The sequence below is a fragment of the Pseudomonas lyxosi genome (assembly GCF_047758685.1).
Taxonomy (GTDB): domain Bacteria; phylum Pseudomonadota; class Gammaproteobacteria; order Pseudomonadales; family Pseudomonadaceae; genus Aquipseudomonas; species Aquipseudomonas lyxosi.
This window is the reverse complement of record NZ_CP180481.1, coordinates 4,570,920-4,590,951: the sequence shown is the minus strand read 5'-3', so window position 1 is coordinate 4,590,951 and position 20,032 is coordinate 4,570,920. Positions and strand designations below refer to the sequence as shown.

Here is a 20,032-nt window from a genome sequence, read left to right as displayed (position 1 = left end):
AAGAGGTGTCGTATGCGTCTATTGAAACCCATGGTTCCGGTCGCGCTGGCAGTGTTGTTCAGCGCCGTTGCGCAGGCTCAGCCAACGGTCAGCGTCTACAACTGGACCGATTACATCGGCGAGACCACCCTCGTCGACTTCCAGGCTAAAAGCGGGATCAAGGTGATCTACGACGTGTTCGATTCCAACGAAACCCTGGAGGGCAAATTGCTCGCTGGCCGCACCGGGTATGACGTGGTGGTGCCGTCCAACCACTTCCTCGCTCGTCAAGTGAAGGCTGGTGCGTTTCTGAAGCTCGATCGTTCGCAGCTGCCCAACTTCAAGAACCTCGATCCGAAACTGTTGGCGCTGCTGGAGAAAAACGATCCGGGCAACGAACACTCGGTCCCGTACCTGTGGGGCACCAACGGCATCGGCTACAACGTCGACAAGGTCAAGCAAGTGCTGGGCATTGACCGCATCGATTCCTGGGCGGTGTTTTTCGAACCGGAGAATCTGAAAAAACTCAGTCAGTGCGGCGTATCTATGATGGATTCGGCCGATGAAGTGTTCCCGGCCGTTCTCAATTACATGGGCATGGACCCGCGCAGCGAAAACCCTGAAGACTTCAAAAAAGCCGAAACCAAGCTGTTGACCATCCGCCCTTACATCACCTACTTCCACTCCTCGAAGTACGTGTCAGACCTGGCCAACGGCGACATCTGCGTGGCTTTCGGTTACTCGGGTGACGTGTTCCAGGCCGCGAACCGGGCCAAGGAAGCCAAGAACGGCGTGAACATCGCCTACGCGATTCCCAAGGAAGGCAGTAACTTGTGGTTCGATCTGCTGGCGATCCCTGCAGACGCCAGCAACCAGAAAGAGGCTCATACTTTCATCAACTACCTGCTCGACCCGCAAGTGATTGCCAAGGTCAGCGCGTCGGTCGGTTACGCCAACCCTAACCCGGCGTCCAAGCAAGACATGGACCCTGAGCTGGTCAACAACCCTGAGGTTTATCCACCACAGGCAGTCCTCGACAAGCTCTACATTTCGACCACCCCGCCCCAGGCAATCATGCGTTTGATGACCCGTTCCTGGAGCAAAGTGAAGTCCAACCAATGAATCAGTACAGCAACGAACATGCTCGCTCCTATTACGCGGCGTCAGCCAATGGCATGGCGCCCTACCCCACACTGGCCGCGGATCTTGAGGCCGATGTCTGTGTGATTGGCGGCGGCTTTACCGGCGTGAACACCGCAATCGAACTGGCGCAGCGCGGGCTCTCGGTGATTCTGCTGGAAGGCCGACGGATCGGTTGGGGCGCCAGCGGACGTAACGGTGGTCAGTTGATCCGCGGTATCGGCCATGACGTCAGCGGTTTTGCCCGTCATGTCGGTGAAGAAGGCGTGCGCTACCTTGAGCGTGCGGGCGTCGAGTCGGTAGCGCTCGTGGGCAACCGCATTCGTGAACACGGGATTGATTGCGACCTGCGCTGGGGGTTCTGTGAACTGGCCAATACTAAAGCGCAGTTCGCGGCATTCAAGGCGGAGCAGCAAGGCCTTGCCGAATCGGGTTACGCCCACGAAACCCGACTCGTCGGGCCGGAGCAGATCCGTCAGCAGGTGGTGAACTCAGGCGTGTATGCCGGTGGTCTCGTCGATATGGGCTCGGGTCACTTGCACCCGCTCAATCTTGTCCTTGGCGAAGCGCTATTGGCTCAATCCTTAGGCGTGCAAATTTTCGAGCAGAGCCCGGTGCTGGAGTTGATCCATGGCAGCACGGTGCAGGTTCGCTGTGCCGGCGGCACGGTGCGCGCCGGCAGTCTGGTGCTGGCGTGCAACGCTCACCTGGAAGAGCTCGAACCGAAACTGAGCGGCAAGGTCCTTCCGGCGGGCAGCTACATCATCGCCACCGAGCCGTTGACGCCCGAACAGGCAACGCAATTGATCCCGCATAACCTGGCGCTCTGCGACCAGAAAGTCGGTCTGGATTACTACCGGCTCTCGGCGGACCGACGCTTGCTGTTCGGCGGCGCCTGCCATTATTCCGGGCGCGATCCGGCGGACATCGAAGCTTACATGCGCCCACACATGCTCAAGGTCTTCCCGCAACTGGCCAACGTGCGCATCGACTATCAATGGGGCGGCAAGATTGGGATTTCCGCCAATCGCTTCCCACAGGTCGGGCGCTTGAGCCAGCACCCGAACGTGTTTTACGCCCAGGGTTACTCCGGTCATGGCCTGAACGTGACCCACTGGTGCGCAAAGCTGTTGGGCGAAGCGATCCACGTCGGTCACAGTCAGGGCTTTGACGTGTTCAGCGCCGTGCCGCACATGACCTTTCCCGGTGGGCCTATGCTGCGCTCTCCACTGCTGGCCCTCGGCATGTTCTGGTATCGCCTGCGCGAACTGCTCGGCTGACCGCCCAACTGATCGTTCCCACGCTCCGCGTGGGAATGCAGCCCGGGACGCTCCGCGTCCCAACAGCGGACGCAGAGCGTCCATTGAGGCATTCCCACGCAGAGCGTGGGAACGATCGGTGCCCGCCTTTTAATTTGCTCAATCGCTAGGCGCTTCTATATTGAGGGAGTGCTCTGACTTCCCTGCGTCCTGGCGAGTGCAGCCTATGGCTACGACTGACCCACTGATCATCTGCGAGCACTGCGACTGCGTGTATGAAAAAGTCACGCTCGCCAAACATCAGAAAACCCTGTGTACACGCTGCGGCGGCGTGCTTCAGCGCTATAACGGCCTGACGGTGGAACAACGTCTGGCGTTGACCTTCACCGCGTTGATGCTGTGGATTTTCGCCAACTTCTATCCCGTCATGAGCATCAGCCTCCAAGGCCTTAAAAACAGCGCAACACTCTGGGATTCGGTGCTGGCCCTGAGTCTGGGGCCGATCACTTTCATCGCCATGGTGGCGGCTATCTCGATGATCATCGCGCCGATTTTCCAGTTGTTGCTGCTTATCTGGGTCCTGAGCTTCGCCCTCGCCCATCAGCGCTCGCCCGGTTTCAGGTTCTGCATGCGCTGGCTGGAAACCCTCAGGCCCTGGAGCATGCTGGAGGTTTGTCTGCTGGGGGCGATGGTCGCGGTCATCAAACTCGCCGGACTGCTGGATGTGCTGCCCGGCATCGGCCTGTTTGCCCTGGCCATTCTCAGTCTGATGATGATCCGCATTGCCGGGCGCGACATCCGTGATCTATGGGACATCTTATGAACAGGCCCCCGGTGGCGAGTGAACTCAACCTGTGCCTGTGTCATAGCTGCGGCCTGGCCTGTGACATGACCGATGAACCTCACGAATGCACACGGTGCGGCGCGCCGTTGCATCGGCGCAAAACCAACTCCCTGACCCGGACCTGGGCCTATCTACTGACATCGCTGGTGTTTTATATCCCGGCTAATCTGCTGCCAGTGATGAACACCAAAATGGTCGGCAACGGCGCCGATAGCACGATCATGAGCGGGGTACTGGATTTCTGGAAGCACGGTGCCTGGGACATTGCCCTGATTATTTTCATCGCCAGCATCGCGGTGCCGGGCATCAAGTTCGTCGCCCTGACGCTGTTACTGGTGACCGTTCAGCGCGACAGCCAATGGGCGAGCAAGCAGCGGTCAACGCTGTACCGTTTCGTCGAGCTCATCGGTTACTGGTCGATGCTCGATGTGATCGTGGTCGCCTTGGTGGCCTCACTGGTGAAGTTTCAAGCCCTGGCCGATATCGAACCGCGCCCGGGCATTCTGTTCTTCGGTCTGGTGGTGGTGTTCACCATGCTGTCGGCCATGAGTTTCGACCCACGCCTGATCTGGGATAAAGAAGAGCGGGATAACCCAAACGAGGAGGTCATGGATGAAGTCGCAAGCCACTAATGGGTCGCAAGCCCCCGGGCAGGCCCCTGTCAAGACCCGCCGCTTTAGCGTTTCGCTGGTGTGGATCGTCCCGATCGTCGCGGTGCTGGTGGGGATTTCCCTGGTCGTGCACACCATGATGCAGGAAGGTCCGACCATTACCGTCACGTTCAAGACCGGTAGCGGCCTGACGGCCAACAAGACCGAGGTCAAATACCGCAACGTGGTGATCGGGCATGTCTCGGAGGTGGAACTGAGCAATGACCAGAAAAGCGTCAACGCCACGATCAAACTAGACAAACAGGCGGAAAGTTTCACCCGCGAAGACTCGCAATTCTGGGTTGTGCGTCCGCGCATTGGCGCCGGCGGGGTGTCGGGGATCGATACCCTGCTGTCCGGGGACTACATTGGCGCCGACATCGGCCAGGCCAATGCTCGCTCCAAGAACTTTACCGGCCTGGAAAACCCGCCGCCGATTACCTATGGCGAGCCGGGCAAGCGCTTCACCCTGCGCACCCAGGATCTCGGTTCACTGGACATTGGCTCGCCGGTTTACTACCGCAAGATTCCGGTGGGGCAAGTGGTGGCCTATGCCCTGGACGCCGACGGTAAAGGGGTGAACATCGAAGTGTTCATCCACGCGCCCAACGATGCCTACGTCACAGAAAACACCCGGTTCTGGAACGCCAGCGGGATCGACCTGAATGTCGGCGCCAACGGCTTTTCGGTGAAAACCGAATCGCTGTCCTCCATCCTGGTGGGCGGCATCGCCTTCCGCGCTCCGGAATACAGCCCTAACGATCAACCGGCCGCCGAGGACAAATCCTTCGACCTGTTCGAAGACCAGCTAACCGCCCTCGCCCCACCCAGCGGCAAGGGGCAATTCTTGAGTTTGCGTTTCGATCAGGCCTTGCGCGGCCTCAAGGTTGGAGCACCGGTGGAATTCCTTGGCATCGAGTTCGGCAGAGTGGTGTCGGTGAATCTGGACTTCGACGCGAAAAAGCGCAGTTTCCCGGTCAATGTCGGCATCGTGATCTACCCGCAACGCCTCGGCCAGGCCCACACCAAAATGCTCGAGGTCTTGAAGCATGACCCCAACGACGAAGCCGCTGGCATACGTCTGATGGGCACCTTCATCGACAACGGTCTGCGGGCCCAGGCACGTAGCGGCAACCTGTTGACCGGCCAGCTCTACATTTCGCTCGATTTCTACCCCAAAGCGGAAAAAGTCGTATTCGATCCGACCGCCCGTCCAGTCTCTATCCCAACCGTTCCTGGCAGCCTCGAGCAGTTGCAAGAAAAACTGGAGGGCATGGTCAACAAGATCAACCAGCTGCCAATCGAGCGCATTGCCGGCAACCTGGACAGCAACCTCGTCGAACTGCGTAAAGGTCTGGCGCAATTCAACGCCAAGACCCTGCCCGGCGTGCAGACAACCCTGGCGGATGTCAGCAAGACCCTGCAATCGGCCAGTTCGACCTTGGCCGAAGACTCGCCGCAACGCGAACAATTAGGTCAGACCCTCGACGAACTCGGGCGCATGTCGCGCTCCTTGCGTGAACTCTCGGATTACCTGGGACGGCATCCGGAATCGCTGATTCGCGGTCGTCCCGACAATGCTGCGCCGATGGACCTGCAAGGGCCGCCGCGCAAATGACCACAGGAGCATCACTCATGGTTTATCCGCTGAAGATCAGCTTGGTCACTGCATTGTTGCTACTCGCCGCTTGCCGCAGTGATCCGATTCAATTCCACACCCTGACCCCGGCCCAACCGAGCGGCAGTTCAAGGACCAGCGCTGCGGATATCCAGATCGAGGGGCTCAGCGTCCCTCCTCAGGTCGACCGCCCGCAAATCGTTATTCGCCAGGGCAACAGCGGCCTGGCGATCCTCGAAACCGAGTGGTGGGGCGCGAGCCTGTCGGATGAATTGCGCACTGCCCTGGCGGACCAACTGGTCAACAGCAATCCCCAGCGCAAGGTATCGGTGCGGCTGGACGTGCAACGGTTTGACTCGATCCCCGGCCAATACGGGTTGATCGACGTCAAATGGCGCCTGCGTAGCCTCGGCGAAAGTGATAACGCGCTGGTCACTTGCCGCAGCACGTTGCAGACACCTTCAGGGCCGTCCATCGATGAACTGGTAGCGGCTCAGCAGAACAATGTCAAACGCCTGGCTGCGGTGATCAGCCAGGCCGCGGGTGGAACTCAAAGAGGTTGCCCGGTGACCCAGTGATTTGACGTTTTTTTCTCATTCTGCGCAGTACATTTGCCGCCGCCTTAATCCTGCAAATGATTCGTATTGGCCTACAATAATTGACGACCGTCTCGGCTGAATCTGCGCGCACGATTATTAAAAAAAACAGGAGCTGCCAACGCATGAGTCCCAACATCCCTTCTTTCCTGAAAACAGCACTGCTGGCCACCGCTTTGCTGAGTGCCGGTCACGTGTATGCAGCGGATGCCGATGGCATCGTGGTCTACAACGCCCAGCACGAAAGCCTGACCAAATCCTGGATCGAGGGCTTTACCAAGGAAACCGGCATCAAGGTCACCGTGCGCAATGGTGACGACACCGAGATGGGCAATCAGATCGTGCAGGAAGGCGCCGCCTCCCCGGCCGACGTGTTCCTGACCGAAAACTCCCCTGCGATGGTGCTGGTCGACAACGCGGGGCTGTTTGCACCGGTTGCACCGGCCACTTTGGAACAGGTCGGTGCAGCGTACCGCCCTGCCCATGGCAAATGGGTGGGGATCGCCGCGCGCTCCACGGTGTTTGTCTATAACCCGAGCAAACTGCCCGAAGCCGAGCTGCCCAAGTCGCTGATGGACCTCGCCGGCCCGAACTGGAAAGGTCGCTGGGGCGCTTCACCGGCCGGTGCCGACTTCCAGGCCATCGTCGCCGCCGTGCTGGAACTCAAAGGCGAAGCCGCCACCCTGGAGTGGCTCAAAGGGATGAAAACCAACTTTACCGCGTACCGGGGCAACAGCGCCGTGCTCAAAGCGGTCAACGCCGGGCAGATCGACAGCGGCGTGATCTACCACTATTACAGCTTCGGCGACCAGGTCAAGACCGGCGAAAACAGCAAGAACACCGCCCTGCACTACTTCAAGCATAAGGATCCGGGCGCGTTTGTCAGTGTCTCCGGCGGCGGCGTTCTGGCGTCCAGCAAACACAAGGAACAAGCCCAGGCGTTCCTCAAATGGATTACCGGCAAAGATGGCCAGGCCATTCTCAAAACCGGTAAATCGTTCGAATACGCGGTGGGCAAGAACGCTGAATCCAATCCAAAACTGGTGCCTTTGCAGCAACTCGACGCGCCGACAGTCGATGCTTCAAAACTCGACAGTAAAAAAGCCGTGGAGTTGATGACTCAGGCGGGATTGCTCTAATTGATGCCTGAAACCTTACCAGCGGGTGTCGCTGAGGCGATACCCGCGAACTTGCGACGACGATCCCGCGGTCTCTTCGCGGGGCGTGGTGGCGCGTGGGTGATCAGTTTGTCGGTGCTGGCGTCGCTGCTTTCGCTGCTGCCGATTGCCTTCGTCATCGGCGTATCGTTTCAGACAGGCTGGGCGACCCTTGTGCCGCTGGTTTTCCGGCCGCGGGTCGCTGAACTGTTGATCAACACCGTTTTACTGGTGGTGATCACGATTCCGTTGTGCGTCACGTTAGGCCTGTCTCTGGCCTGGCTGACAGAACGCACCAACCTGCCGGGGCGGCGCTGGTGGTCATTGCTGGCGACCGCGCCGCTGGCGGTGCCGGCCTTCGTGCACAGCTATGCGTGGGTCAGTCTGGTCCCACCGATTCACGGGCTGTTTGCCGGGGTTCTGGTCTCGGTCATCGCCTACTTCCCGTTCCTGTACCTACCGATTGCTGCGACCTTGCGCAGGCTCGATCCGGCCATCGAAGACGTTGCCGAATCGCTGGGGCTCAAGCCTTGGGCGATATTTTTCCGCGTGGTGTTGCCGCAACTGCGTCTGGCCATCTGCGGCGGTGCGTTGTTGGTGGGCCTGCACCTGCTGGCCGAATATGGCCTGTACGCGATGATCCGTTTCGACACCTTCACCACGGCCATCTTCGATCAGTTCAAATCCACCTTCAACGGCCCGGCCGCCCACATGCTGGCCAGCGTGCTCGCCCTGTGTTGCCTGGTGATGCTGACCGCAGAATCGGCCTCTCGCGGCACGGCGCGTTACGCCCGGGTCGGATCGGGAAGCGCTCGTGAGCAGCGGGTAGTACGCCTGAAATCCGGAACCACCCTCGTCGCCCTGACCGTACAGATCGCGACCTGCGCGCTGGCGCTGGGCGTGCCACTCGTGACGTTAGGTAGCTGGCTGATAGCCGGCGGCACGCAGGTCTGGCAGATGGACGAGCTTCTGCCGGCGCTGGAACAGACGCTGCTGCTCGGCCTTGCGGGTGCCGCCCTTACGACCTGCGCCGCGATTCCGATTGCCTGGCTGTCGATTCGCTCTCCGGGCCGGTTGCAACGTGTACTGGAAAGCTGCAACTACATCACCAGTTCGTTGCCCGGGATCGTCGTGGCCTTGGCATTGGTGACCGTCACCATCCATTTCGCCCGGCCGATTTACCAGACGACTGTCACGGTGCTGCTGGCATACCTGCTGATGTTTTTGCCCCGCGCCCTGGTGAGTTTGCGCGCCGGTATCGCCCAGGCGCCGGTGGAGCTGGAGAACATGGCCCGCAGCCTCGGGCGCTCGCCTGCCCGGGCATTGTGGCTGATCACCCTGCGCCTGGCCGCGCCCGGCGCTGCCGCAGGCGCCGCACTGGTGTTTCTGGCGATCACCAATGAGTTGACCGCCACCCTGCTGCTCGCCCCCAACGGCACGCGCACCCTGGCCACCGGGTTCTGGGCCATGACCAGCGAAATCGACTACGCCGCGGCTGCGCCCTATGCCCTGCTGATGATTTTGCTGTCGCTTCCGTTGACCGGACTTCTTTACCACCAATCCAAACGAACGGCTGGCCGATGAACGCTCTTGAACTCCATTCCATTTCCAAGTCCTACGGCTCCTATCAAGCGCTGGAGAGCATCAACCTGTCGGTGCCAACAGGCAGCCGAACGGTCATCGTCGGCCCGTCCGGCTCAGGAAAAACCACGCTGTTGCGGATGATCGCCGGCTTCGAATTCCCGGACGCAGGGCGACTATCACTCAATGGCCAAACGCTCGTCGACGACACCCACGAAGTCCCGGCGCATCAGCGTTTGATTGGCTATGTTCCGCAGGACGGCGCCCTGTTCCCGCACATGACCGTGGCCGCGAACATCGGTTTCGGGCTTTCGATCAAGGGCGGTGCAAAACAGGAGCGCGTCGCAGAGTTGATGGACAGCGTGGCGCTGGATGCAAACATGGCCAACCGTTGGCCCCATGAACTCTCCGGCGGCCAGCAACAACGCGTGGCACTGGCGCGGGCGTTGGCGCAACAGCCGCGCTTGATGTTGCTGGACGAGCCGTTTTCAGCCCTCGACACCGGACTTCGGGGCGCTATGCGCAAAATGGTCGCGCGGCTACTGACAGACGCCGGCGTGACCACCATTCTGGTCACCCATGACCAGAGTGAAGCGCTGTCGTTTGCCGATCAGCTGGCGGTGATGCGCGATGGTCGGCTGGTGCAGTCGGGCCATCCGCTGGATCTTTACCGCTACCCCGAGGATGAACAAACCGCGTTGTTTCTGGGGGATGCCGTGGTCATGCCCGCCAGAATCGAAGCCGGTTGGGCTCATTGCGATCTCGGTCGGATACCGGTAAACAACCACCGGAACAACAAATCGGCGCAGATCATGCTGCGTCCCGAACAACTGCAACTCGTCAGCATCCAGCCCAGCACGACCAAGGCTGCCGGGTGTCGCGCCGTCGTGACCGAGCGGGATTTCAGCGGCAATACCTGCACGTTGACGGTGGAACTGGAGGCTTTGGCTTCCGGGCAACAGCCTGGTCGATCATTAATGGTGCGCAGTTCGGGCCTCTATGCGCCACCCGCCGGCAGTGCGGTTCACGTCTCGACAATCGGCCATGCCCACGTACTGAGCGAATCTTGACCCCTGCCCATCAAAGATCGAACCGGTCCACGGCCCGACGCCGCTCGTTGTCATCGCGCACATCGTAGTTCGCCGTGGTCTGGATGTTGCTGTGATGAGCGAGTTTCTGGGCAATCGACAAGTCGTACTCCTCAATCACTCGGGTAATGAATGAACGTCGGAAGTCATGCGGCATGATTTTCACCCCGACCTGCGCGCCCCGCTGTCGGGCGATGTAATAGATCGCATGTTTGGTAATGCGCTCGCGGGTGATGTGACTGCCGCGGCGGATGCGGTTGAACAGGAACGAATCGTCCACTTCGCCCTCCTTCAGTAGCGAGCGCCGCAGTTCCAGCCAGTCATTGAGCTTGGCGAACGCCCAGGCCGGCGCGTACTTGATCAATTGCTTGTTGCCCTTGGCGGTCACACGAAGGCTGCGCTCGGCGAAATCGACCTGGTTCAGGTCCAGGTTCACCGATTCCGATTTGCGCATGCCCGAGCCATACAAAATCCCGATGATCGCCGCATCCCTCAACCCTTGTGGCCGTGGATCGGCCGCGCAGACCGCCATCAATTCCTGGATCAGCGTACGCCTGAGGTTGCGCCCCTGGGACAATCTCGTGCCGGCAATTCCTTTCACCGAACGCATTTTCAGCAAGTGTTCCTGACTGATCAGGCTCATGCGCCACGCCTCGTTCATCACTCCACGCACCGCGTTGACGTACAGCGAAGAGGTGTTCGGCGCGTAGCCGTCGGTGCGCAAGGTGGCCACCAGCGCGATGACATCTTCCGGTTGCAGGTTGTGCCAGGGAATCTCCTCGACGTTCATGTCTTCGAAGCCCAACCGGTCAGCGGCGTCCTGCAACACGTAACGCATGGTCAGTTGGCTGGAGGGTGCCAGACGCGCCAGGTACAGGGTCAGCGGATTGGTCTTTGAAGGGATTGGGTCGGTAGCGGGTAAGTCAATCAAACGAAACGGCCTTAATGTGGAAACAGTTCATTAACAACTAAGGATTGAAACATCCTTCATATAAAGCGGGACACTTGCGTAGGACTTCTTACTAGAAAACTCGATGAACGGCAGAAGTCTGAACAGTGGCTGTATGACATCCAGATAAACGATTCGCCGACCGGCTTTTCATGTTCCTTTCACAAAATCGGGAATAACCTCAATGAATCCGGGGTGACCCTGCTCTTGGTCCCAACCTGCCGAGCATGGCAGCAAAAGTCAACCGATGTGCTTTCTCATGCATTTGAAGTAACTGATTGATGCAGCTTTCGTTTTAGCGTCTACGCTTACCTTGGATCCAATACGTTAGCCTCTACGGCTACTCACTTTTCAGCCCCCGAGGTGCCCATGAGTCAGGCTTTTCTACCCTTCTCCCGCCCCAGTATCGGCGATGAAGAAATTGCCGCCGTAGAGCAAGTATTGCGCTCGGGCTGGATCACTACCGGGCCGAAAAATCAGGAACTGGAAGAGCAATTCGCCAACTACGTGGGATGTCGTCATGCCGTGGCACTGTCTTCGGCCACCGGCGGGATGCACATCACGTTACTGGCATTGGGCATTGGTCCGGGCGATGAAGTCATTACGCCGTCCCAGACCTGGGTGTCCACCGCGAACATGATCTGCCTGTTGGGCGCGACCCCGGTATTCGTCGACGTTGATCGCGACACACTGATGAGTGACCTGGCCAGTATCGAAGCCGCGATCACGCCGCGCACCCGAGCCATTATTCCGGTGCATTACGCCGGCGCCGCGTTCGATCTCGATCCGCTTTATGCGTTGGCCGACAAACACGGCATCCCGGTCATTGAAGATGCCGCTCACGCAGCAGGCACCTTCTACAAAGGTCGGCATGTCGGCGCGAAAGGCACGGCGATCTTCTCCTTCCACGCGATCAAGAACATGACCTGCGCCGAGGGCGCCATGTTCGTCAGTGACGATGAAGCCCTGGCCAGTCGGGTGCGCATGCTCAAGTTTCACGGCCTTGGCGTCGACGCCTATGACCGCATGACGCACGGCCGTAAACCTCAGGCGCAGGTGATGGAGCCGGGGTTCAAATACAACCTGGCCGACATCAACGCCGCCATCGCCCTGGTGCAACTGGAGCGCCTGGATCAGATCAATGCCAAGCGTACCGAACTGGCCCGCGCCTACCTGCAGCGCCTCGAAGGATCAAAGGTGCAGCCGTTGGCGATTCCGGCGTACCCGCAGCGGCACGCTTGGCACCTGTTCATCCTGCGGATCGATAGCGAGCGCTGCGGGCTGGACCGCGAAACGTTCATGAAGGCCCTGCAAGCGCAGAACATCGGCACCGGCATTCACTTCATCGCCACTCACCTGCACACCTACTACCGCCAACGCTTCCCCAACATCTATCTGCCCAACACCGAATGGAACTCGGCACGGCTGTGCTCGATTCCGTTGTTCCCCGACATGACCCTCGATGACGTCGATCGTGTGGTCGGTGCCATTGAAAACGTTATGGACTCAAGCCTGTGAAACCTTACCCGATCCGTTGCGTGTCGATCGTCATCCCGGTCTACAACGAGCAAGACAGCCTGCCGGAATTGCTCCGGCGCACCGAAGCGGCTTGCCAGCAATTGCACCATGACTACGAGATTGTGCTGGTGGATGACGGCAGCCGCGATGACTCGGCGCAGATCCTCGAAGCCGCCGCCCATCGTGAATGCAGCCCGGTGGTGGCGGTCATTCTCAACCGCAACTACGGCCAGCACGCGGCAATCATGGCCGGTTTCGAGCAGTGCAAAGGTGATGTGATTATTACCCTCGACGCCGACCTGCAAAACCCGCCCGAAGAGATCCCGCGGTTAGTGGCTCAGGCCGAACTGGGTTATGACGTGGTCGCCACCGTGCGCAGCAATCGTCAGGACTCGGCGTTGCGTCGCTGGCCGTCGAAGCTGATCAACCTGGCGGTGCAGCGATCCACCGGCGTCGCCATGACCGACTACGGCTGCATGCTCCGCGCTTACCGGCGAACCATCGTCGACGCCATGCTCGCCTGCCGCGAACGCAGCACCTTCATCCCGATCCTCGCCAACAGCTTCGCCCGGCACACCACGGAAATCCTCGTGACTCACGCCGAGCGCGAACACGGTGAATCCAAATACAGCCCCATGCGCCTGGTCAACCTGATGTTCGACCTGATCACCTGCATGACCACCACACCCCTGCGTTTGTTGAGCATTGTCGGCTTCGGCATGGCAGCCCTCGGCGTGCTGTTTGCCACGGCGCTGATCGTACTGCGCCTGGCCTTCGGCGCCCATTGGGCCGGCGACGGGACATTCGTGCTGTTCGCCGTGCTGTTCATCTTCACCGGCGGCCAATTTATCGGCATGGGCCTGTTGGGCGAGTACCTGGGCCGCATGTACAGCGACGTGCGCGCCCGCCCCCGGTTCTTTATCGAAAAAGTTCTGCGTAGCCAGCCTGCTGCCCCGGCTCCCGTTGTCACCGTTGACGGCCTCACTTCCACTTCTTCCGATCAGGTTCTCTCATGAGTGTAAAAGCTGTTGTCTTCGCCTATCACGATATCGGCTGTGCCGGCATCGAAACCCTGCTCAGCTCGGGCTTTGAAATTGCCGCCGTGTTTACCCACGCCGATGATCCGAAGGAAAACGCGTTCTACGGCTCCGTTGCGCAACTGTGCGCCCGCAACGGCATCCCGGTGCACGCCCCGGACGATGCCAACCACCCGCTGTGGATTGAGCGCATCAGCAAGCTCAACCCGGATTACCTGTTCTCGTTCTACTACCGCCACCTGCTGAGCGAACCGCTGTTGGCCACCGCCAGCAAAGGCGCCTTCAACCTGCACGGTTCGTTGTTGCCGCGTTACCGTGGTCGTGCGCCGGCCAACTGGGTGCTGGTCAACGGCGAAACCGAAACCGGCGTGACCCTGCACCGCATGATCAAACGGGCCGATGCGGGCGCAATCCTCGCCCAGAAAACGGTTGCGATTGAGCGCAGCGACACGGCGCTGAGCCTGCACGGAAAACTGCGTCTGGCCGCTACCGACTTGCTGCGTGACACGCTACCGGCGTTGCTTCAGGGCAAAATCAACGAAACCCCACAGGACGAATCCCAAGCCACGGTGTTCGGTCGCCGCACACAGGCAGACGGCAAACTGGTCTGGAACAAACCGGCGGAAGAACTGTTCAATCTGGTTCGCGCCGTCACTCAGCCTTACCCGGGCGCCTTCTGCGCCGTGGGCGAACACAAGCTGATTGTCTGGAGCGCAGAAGTCGCCAAGGGCAATGAAGGCCTGGCACCGGGACGGGTCATCAGTGTCGACCCGCTGCGTATCGCCTGCAGCGAAGACTCCCTAGTGATCACCGCCGGCCAGCGCAACGACAACGGCCTGTACCTCAGTGGCCCGCAACTGGCCAACGAACTGGGTCTGGTGGACGGTTCCGTACTGCGTGGCGCCGAGTCCGGTCGCGCGCCGCGTCGCACCCGTGTGCTGATCCTCGGCGTCAACGGCTTCATCGGCAATCACCTGTCCGAGCGCCTGCTGCGTGACGACCGATACGAGGTGTATGGACTGGACATCGGCTCGGATGCCATCGAGCGTCTGCGCAGCCATCCGAACTTCCACTTCGTCGAAGGCGATATCAGCATCCACTCCGAGTGGATCGAATACCACATCAAGAAGTGCGACGTGATCCTGCCGCTGGTGGCGATCGCCACGCCGATCGAATACACCCGCAACCCGCTGCGGGTGTTCGAGCTGGACTTTGAAGAGAACCTGAAACTGGTTCGCTACTGCGTCAAATACAACAAACGCGTGATCTTCCCGTCGACCTCGGAAGTCTATGGCATGTGCCAGGACCAGAACTTCGACGAAGACACCTCCAACCTCATCGTCGGTCCGATCAATAAGCAGCGCTGGATCTACTCGATCTCCAAACAGCTGCTCGACCGGGTGATCTGGGCCTATGGCCAGAAAGGCCTGAACTTCACGTTGTTCCGTCCCTTCAACTGGATGGGCCCACGCCTCGATCGTCTGGACTCGGCGCGTATCGGCAGTTCCCGCGCGATCACCCAACTGATCCTCAACCTGGTGGAAGGCACGCCGATTCGCCTGTTCGATGGCGGTGAGCAAAAACGCTGCTTCACCGACATTGCCGACGGCGTGGAAGCGCTGGCACGGATCATCGACAACGAGAACGACGCCTGCAATGGCCAGATCATCAACATCGGCAACCCGGACAACGAGGCCAGCATTCGTCAGTTGGGCGAGGAGCTGTTGTGTCAGTTCGAAGCGCACCCGTTGCGCGAAAACTTCCCGCCGTTCGCCGGGTTCCGCGATGTCGAAAGCAAAGCGTTCTACGGCACCGGGTATCAGGACGTGTCCCACCGCAAACCGAGCATCGCCAACGCCAAGCGCCTGCTGGACTGGACGCCGACCGTGCAGATGAGTGAAACCATTGGCAATACGCTGGATTTCTTCTTGCGTGAAGCCATGCTCGAAATCGCGGACAAGCGCTGATGCAGGCAGGTCTGCGGATTGATGTCGACACTTACCGAGGCACCCGTGAGGGGGTGCCGCGGCTGCTGGAAATCCTCGATGAAGCGCAGGTCAAGGCGACGTTTTTCTTCAGTGTCGGGCCGGACAACATGGGGCGTCATTTATGGCGCCTGATCCGCCCGCAATTTCTCTGGAAAATGCTCCGCTCCAACGCGGCCGGCCTGTATGGCTGGGACATCTTGCTGGCCGGCACAGCGTGGCCCGGCAAACCGATCGGCCGTGATCTTGGGCATTTGATGCGTCAAACCGTGGCAGCCGGGCATGAAGTCGGCCTGCACGCCTGGGATCACCACGGCTGGCAGGCCAATGCCGGGCGGTGGAGCGACAAGCAACTGATCGAGCACCTTCGTCGGGGCGTGGACACGCTCTGCGACATCCTAGGGCAAAACGTCGAGTGCTCGGCATCCGCCGGGTGGCGGGCGGACGAGCGCGTAATCGAGGCCAAGCAGGCGTTCAGCTTTCGCTACAACAGCGACTGCCGGGGCCAGAGCCTGTTCCAGCCGAGATTGGCCGATGGTGGTTTGGGTGCCCCGCAGATTCCGGTGGACCTGCCGACGTTCGATGAGGTGGTCGGCCCCAGCGTGGCGGCCAAAGACTTCAACGCCTTCATTCTTGATCGCTTCAGCCCCGAAAAACTCAACGTCTATACGATCCATGCCGAAGTAGAAGGGATTCTGATGGCCAACGATTTTCGTCAACTGCTGGCCGATGCGCGCCAGCGAGACATCCATTTTCAACCCTTGGGCGATCTGCTGCCCGAAGCCCCCGACACCTTGCCGGCCGGCCGGGTGCTGCGCGGCACCCTCGAAGGACGCGAAGGCTGGCTGGGAGTGCAAAGCGTATGAGCAAGCGTTGGGCATTGCCGTTGTTGCTGGCCATCTTCGCTCTGGCGTATTTGCTGCCGCTGGGCAGCCATGGCTTATGGATTCCCGACGAAACCCGCTACGCCCAGATCAGCCAGGACATGCTCCTGAGCGGCAACTGGGTGTCGCCGCATTTCATGGGCCTGCGCTATTTCGAAAAACCGGTGGCCGGTTACTGGATGATCGCAGCCAGCCAAGCATTGTTTGGCGACAACCTGTTCGGCGTGCGGTTTGCTTCCGCGATGAGCACCGGGTTGAGTGTGTTGCTGTGCTACCTGATCGCCCGCCGGCTCTGGAACGAACCACGCAAGAGTTTTGCCTGCGCGCTGCTGTACATGAGTCTCACCGTCATCGCTGGCGCCGCAGGCTACGCCAACCTCGATCCGCAATTCACGTTCTGGGTCAATTTGAGCCTGGTTGCCTTGTGGTTTGCCTTGGATAGCGTCAGTCGTGGCCAGCGTCTGATCGGTTGGGCGGTGTTGGGCCTGGCCTGTGGCATGGGGTTCATGACCAAGGGTTTCCTCGCCTGGCTGCTGCCGGTGCTGATCGCCCTGCCCTGGATGATCTGGCAAAAACGCTGGCGTGAACTGCTGATCTACGGTCCGCTGGCGATTGTCGTGGCCATCGCCGTCAGTTTGCCGTGGGTCTTGGCGGTGCACGCGCAGGAGCCCGATTACTGGCGGTTCTTTTTCTGGCACGAACACATTCGCCGCTTCGCCGGCGATGACGCCCAGCATGACGCGCCGTGGTGGTTCTATTTGCCGTTGCTGGTGGCGTTCAGTTTGCCGTGGGTGGCGTTGCTGCCGTCGGCGCTGAAACAGGCGTGGGACACACGACGCCAGGCCGACGTCGCTTTCCTGCTGCTGTGGCTGCTGATGCCGCTGATTTTTTTCAGCCTCAGCAAAGGCAAATTGCCCAGCTACATCCTGCCGTGCCTGCTGCCGCTGGCGTTGCTCCTGGGCCACGCACTGGTGGACCGCTTGAAGCTGGAGCAAGGCCGGGTACTGGGCATCAATGGTCTGCTGAACCTGCTGCTGGGCCTGACGATCCTGGTGGCCCTGGTCTACCTGCAACTGAAAAAACCGCTCTACAACCATGAACTGCACAACCTGGTGCTGGTGTTCATCGGCCTGACCGGCTGGATCATGGCCAACCTGCTGCAAGCTTTCAGACCGTTGCAATGCTGGGCGGCGCCAGCTTTCGGCAGCCTGCTGCTGATCGCCCTGTTGCCGGCCGGGCTGCCCGAGTCAGTGGTCGCCAACAAGATGCCCGACCGATTCATCCTCGAACATGCCCAGGAACTCGGCCAGTCCGACCAGTTGCTGAGCAACGACCTCGGCGCCGCCGGAGCGTTGGCCTGGCGTCTGAAACGCCCGGACGTGGCGTTGTACAACACGATAGGCGAATTGAAATATGGCCTCGCCTATCCTGACGGCGCACAGCAGCGAGTCCACCCGAACCAGGTTCAAGCATGGATGCGCAACGCCCGCCAGAGCGGCTCGGTCGGCGTGGTCATGCGGGTCAAGGGTGACGAGGAGCTGCAGGAAATCGAACGGCTGCCCAAGGATGGCAAGCGCTATGAACAAGGCAACATTGTGATTCTGATCTTTCCTCAGGAGGCGTCATGAGCTTGTTACTGCTCTTGGCTGCCTGCCTGCTGACCTGCCTGGGCCAGATCGCCCAGAAGTACGCCGTCGAGAGCTGGCGCGACAAGGCGTCGCTCTGGAGCGAGAAATTGCGCTCGCCATGGTTGTGGCTAGCCCTCGCTTCTCTGGGATTGGGCTTGCTGGTGTGGCTGCTGGTGTTGCAGCGCCTCGAGGTCGGCATCGCCTACCCGATGCTGAGCCTCAATTTCGTACTGATCACCCTGGTCGCCCGCTTCGTTTTCCACGAAACCATCGACCGGCGCCACTGGTTGGGTGTGGCGCTGGTGATCAGTGGCGTGGTGCTGCTGGGGCAACACACATGAACCTGCGTCGCGGAATCACCTTCGCGCTGGGCAGCGTGTTGCTGGTCAGTGCCGCGCAACTGGGCATGCGCTGGAGCATGAGTCGCCTGCCAACACCTGAACACTGGTTCACCGCCAGCGTCGATCTAACTGCCGTCGCCGTGGTAATTGCGGCGATTCTGGCCTACGCCCTGTCGATGCTTTGCTGGCTCGCCGCCCTGCGGGATTTACCGCTGGGCCGAGCCTATTCGCTGCTGAGCATCAGCTACGCGCTGGTGTACCTGCTGGCCGCCAGCCTGCCGCTGTTCAACGAAGCATTCAGCTTTTCAAAAACCATCGGGGTGGCCCTGGTCATCCTCGGTGTCATTACCATTAACTCTCGGCCTGCTCGCTCGCGCGAACTCAGGAGTGCCCCATGAAAATCAGTGTATTTGGTAGCGGTTACGTTGGCCTGGTGCAAGCGGCTGTCCTGGCTGAAGTCGGCCACGACGTGGTCTGCATGGACATTGACGAGAAGAAAGTCGAACTGTTGCAACAAGGACACGTGAGCATTTTCGAGCCGGGGCTGGCCAGCCTGGTGCGCGAAGGCCTGGACGCCAAACGTCTACAGTTCACCACCGACGAAAAACTCGCGGTGCAACATGGCCAGGTGTTGTTTATCGCGGTCGGTACACCGTCCCGGGACGATGGTTCGGCGGACCTGCGTTATGTGCTGTCGGTAGGAGAAGCCGTGGCGCGTCATCGTGAACAACCAGTGATTCTGGTGGAGAAATCTACGGTGCCGGTGGGCACAGGTGACACCTTGCGCGCGCATATCGACAAGTGCCTGATCAAGGTCGGCCGCTTGCTGCAGTTCGATATCGTCTCCAACCCGGAGTTTTTGAAAGAAGGCTCTGCCGTGGCCGATTGCCGGCGCCCGGACCGGATCGTCATCGGCTGCGAACGCGATGAGGTGCGGGACGTGATGCGTGACCTCTACGCGCCCTTCAACCGCAATCATGACCGGATCATGTTCATGGACCTGCGCAGCGCCGAGCTGACCAAGTACGCCGCCAACTGCATGCTGGCGACCAAGATCAGCTTCATCAACCAGATCGCCGAACTGGCCGAACACCTGGGCGCCGACATCGAATCGGTGCGCCTGGGCATCGGCGCCGATTCGCGCATTGGTTACCACTTCATCTACCCCGGCTGCGGTTATGGCGGCTCGTGCTTTCCCAAGGACATGCGCGCGCTGATCCACAGCGCCGAAGAGGCGCATTGCTCCAGCGATTTGCTGCAAGCGGTGGAAGCGATCAATCAGCGTCAGAAGCACAAGCTGTTCGAACGCATCAACGCGTTCTACAAGGGCGATTTGCGCGGCAGGACCTTTGCCGTGTGGGGGCTGGCGTTCAAACCGAACACCGACGACATGCGCGATGCACCGAGCCGGGTGCTGCTGGAATCGCTGTGGGCCGCCGGGGCCAATGTCCGCGCGTTCGACCCGGAAGCCATGCAGGAAACCCAGCAGCTGTATCCCGATGAATCCCGGTTGATGCTGATGGGTACGCCGGAATCGGTATTGTCCGGTGCTGACGCGTTGATCATCTGCACCGAATGGCAGCAGTTCAAAGCCCCGGATTTCAGCCTGATCCAGCAGCGGCTCAACGCCCCGGTGATCTTCGACGGACGCAACCTGTACGACGCCGATCGACTGGCCCGCGCCGGTTTCATGTACTTCCCGATGGGCCGTGGTGAATCGCGCAACTTGCCGATTCCGCATCAGCAGTGGCCCGCTGCTTCGGTCTTCGCTTGAGTGC

Annotated in this window: 18 protein-coding genes; 17 read left to right on the top strand and 1 reads right to left on the bottom strand. The window is 60.2% G+C overall.

Annotation, left to right across the window (positions count from 1 at the left end; translation table 11 throughout):
• The first annotated feature begins 12 nt into the window (after nt 1–12).
• The 9 genes from ACMXYI_RS21135 to ACMXYI_RS21095 all read left to right on the top strand — a co-directional run bounded on the left by ACMXYI_RS21135 (nt 13) and on the right by ACMXYI_RS21095 (nt 9,894).
• The gene (locus tag ACMXYI_RS21135) at nt 13–1,101 is read left to right on the top strand and encodes a polyamine ABC transporter substrate-binding protein (protein ID WP_415768906.1); all 1,089 of its coding nucleotides are present in this window, start codon (nt 13–15) and stop codon (nt 1,099–1,101) included.
• Entirely contained in the window at nt 1,098–2,399 is a 1,302-nt protein-coding gene (locus ACMXYI_RS21130; protein ID WP_415768905.1) for an NAD(P)/FAD-dependent oxidoreductase, read from the top strand. The genes ACMXYI_RS21135 and ACMXYI_RS21130 overlap by 4 nt, the downstream gene beginning before the upstream one ends.
• A gap of 205 nt (nt 2,400–2,604) precedes the next feature.
• Nucleotides 2,605–3,201: a paraquat-inducible protein A gene (locus ACMXYI_RS21125; protein ID WP_415768904.1), complete on the top strand. Its 597-nt coding sequence runs from the start codon at nt 2,605–2,607 to the stop codon at nt 3,199–3,201.
• Nucleotides 3,198–3,854: a paraquat-inducible protein A gene (locus tag ACMXYI_RS21120; protein WP_415768903.1), complete on the top strand. Its 657-nt coding sequence runs from the start codon at nt 3,198–3,200 to the stop codon at nt 3,852–3,854. Before ACMXYI_RS21125 ends, ACMXYI_RS21120 begins: the two co-directional genes overlap by 4 nt.
• Nucleotides 3,835–5,490, top strand: coding sequence for an intermembrane transport protein PqiB (locus tag ACMXYI_RS21115; protein WP_415768902.1), 1,656 nt, complete (start codon nt 3,835–3,837; stop codon nt 5,488–5,490). Before ACMXYI_RS21120 ends, ACMXYI_RS21115 begins: the two co-directional genes overlap by 20 nt.
• Before the next feature lie 17 nt (nt 5,491–5,507).
• Nucleotides 5,508–6,068: a PqiC family protein gene (locus ACMXYI_RS21110; protein WP_415768901.1), complete on the top strand. Its 561-nt coding sequence runs from the start codon at nt 5,508–5,510 to the stop codon at nt 6,066–6,068.
• 143 nt (nt 6,069–6,211) lie between these two features.
• Nucleotides 6,212–7,225 (top strand): iron ABC transporter substrate-binding protein, encoded by a 1,014-nt coding sequence (locus ACMXYI_RS21105; RefSeq protein ID WP_415768900.1) that lies wholly within the window; start codon nt 6,212–6,214, stop codon nt 7,223–7,225.
• Nucleotides 7,226–7,228: 3 nt separating this feature from the next.
• Nucleotides 7,229–8,827, top strand: coding sequence for an ABC transporter permease (locus ACMXYI_RS21100; RefSeq protein WP_415768899.1), 1,599 nt, complete (start codon nt 7,229–7,231; stop codon nt 8,825–8,827).
• Nucleotides 8,824–9,894 (top strand): ABC transporter ATP-binding protein, encoded by a 1,071-nt coding sequence (locus ACMXYI_RS21095; protein ID WP_415768898.1) that lies wholly within the window; start codon nt 8,824–8,826, stop codon nt 9,892–9,894. Before ACMXYI_RS21100 ends, ACMXYI_RS21095 begins: the two co-directional genes overlap by 4 nt.
• 10 nt (nt 9,895–9,904) lie before the next feature.
• Here ACMXYI_RS21095 and ACMXYI_RS21090 read toward each other — a convergent pair whose 3' ends face one another.
• The gene (locus ACMXYI_RS21090) at nt 9,905–10,843 is read right to left on the bottom strand and encodes a site-specific integrase (protein WP_046053537.1); all 939 of its coding nucleotides are present in this window, start codon (nt 10,841–10,843) and stop codon (nt 9,905–9,907) included.
• 387 nt (nt 10,844–11,230) lie between these two features.
• On the opposite strand from ACMXYI_RS21090, the gene arnB reads away from it, so the two are divergent.
• The 8 genes from arnB to ACMXYI_RS21050 are packed head-to-tail and all read left to right on the top strand — an operon-like array spanning nt 11,231 to nt 20,028.
• Nucleotides 11,231–12,379 (top strand): UDP-4-amino-4-deoxy-L-arabinose aminotransferase, encoded by a 1,149-nt coding sequence (gene arnB, locus ACMXYI_RS21085; RefSeq protein ID WP_415768897.1) that lies wholly within the window; start codon nt 11,231–11,233, stop codon nt 12,377–12,379.
• Nucleotides 12,376–13,395 (top strand): undecaprenyl-phosphate 4-deoxy-4-formamido-L-arabinose transferase, encoded by a 1,020-nt coding sequence (gene arnC, locus ACMXYI_RS21080; protein ID WP_415768896.1) that lies wholly within the window; start codon nt 12,376–12,378, stop codon nt 13,393–13,395. Before arnB ends, arnC begins: the two co-directional genes overlap by 4 nt.
• Nucleotides 13,392–15,383, top strand: a complete 1,992-nt coding sequence (gene arnA, locus ACMXYI_RS21075; protein WP_415768895.1) for a bifunctional UDP-4-amino-4-deoxy-L-arabinose formyltransferase/UDP-glucuronic acid oxidase ArnA — start codon at nt 13,392–13,394, stop codon at nt 15,381–15,383. Before arnC ends, arnA begins: the two co-directional genes overlap by 4 nt.
• Nucleotides 15,383–16,267 carry a 4-deoxy-4-formamido-L-arabinose-phosphoundecaprenol deformylase gene (arnD, locus tag ACMXYI_RS21070; RefSeq protein ID WP_415768894.1) on the top strand — a complete coding sequence of 295 codons (885 nt, stop codon included), beginning with the start codon at nt 15,383–15,385 and terminating at the stop codon, nt 16,265–16,267. The genes arnA and arnD overlap by 1 nt, the downstream gene beginning before the upstream one ends.
• Nucleotides 16,264–17,913 carry a lipid IV(A) 4-amino-4-deoxy-L-arabinosyltransferase gene (gene arnT, locus ACMXYI_RS21065; protein WP_415768893.1) on the top strand — a complete coding sequence of 550 codons (1,650 nt, stop codon included), beginning with the start codon at nt 16,264–16,266 and terminating at the stop codon, nt 17,911–17,913. The genes arnD and arnT overlap by 4 nt, the downstream gene beginning before the upstream one ends.
• Nucleotides 17,910–18,254: a 4-amino-4-deoxy-L-arabinose-phosphoundecaprenol flippase subunit ArnE gene (gene arnE, locus ACMXYI_RS21060; RefSeq protein WP_415768892.1), complete on the top strand. Its 345-nt coding sequence runs from the start codon at nt 17,910–17,912 to the stop codon at nt 18,252–18,254. The genes arnT and arnE overlap by 4 nt, the downstream gene beginning before the upstream one ends.
• The gene (arnF, locus tag ACMXYI_RS21055) at nt 18,251–18,652 is read left to right on the top strand and encodes a 4-amino-4-deoxy-L-arabinose-phosphoundecaprenol flippase subunit ArnF (RefSeq protein ID WP_415768891.1); all 402 of its coding nucleotides are present in this window, start codon (nt 18,251–18,253) and stop codon (nt 18,650–18,652) included. The genes arnE and arnF overlap by 4 nt, the downstream gene beginning before the upstream one ends.
• Nucleotides 18,649–20,028, top strand: coding sequence for a UDP-glucose dehydrogenase family protein (locus ACMXYI_RS21050; RefSeq protein ID WP_415768890.1), 1,380 nt, complete (start codon nt 18,649–18,651; stop codon nt 20,026–20,028). The genes arnF and ACMXYI_RS21050 overlap by 4 nt, the downstream gene beginning before the upstream one ends.
• The last annotated feature ends 4 nt before the right edge of the window (nt 20,029–20,032 follow it).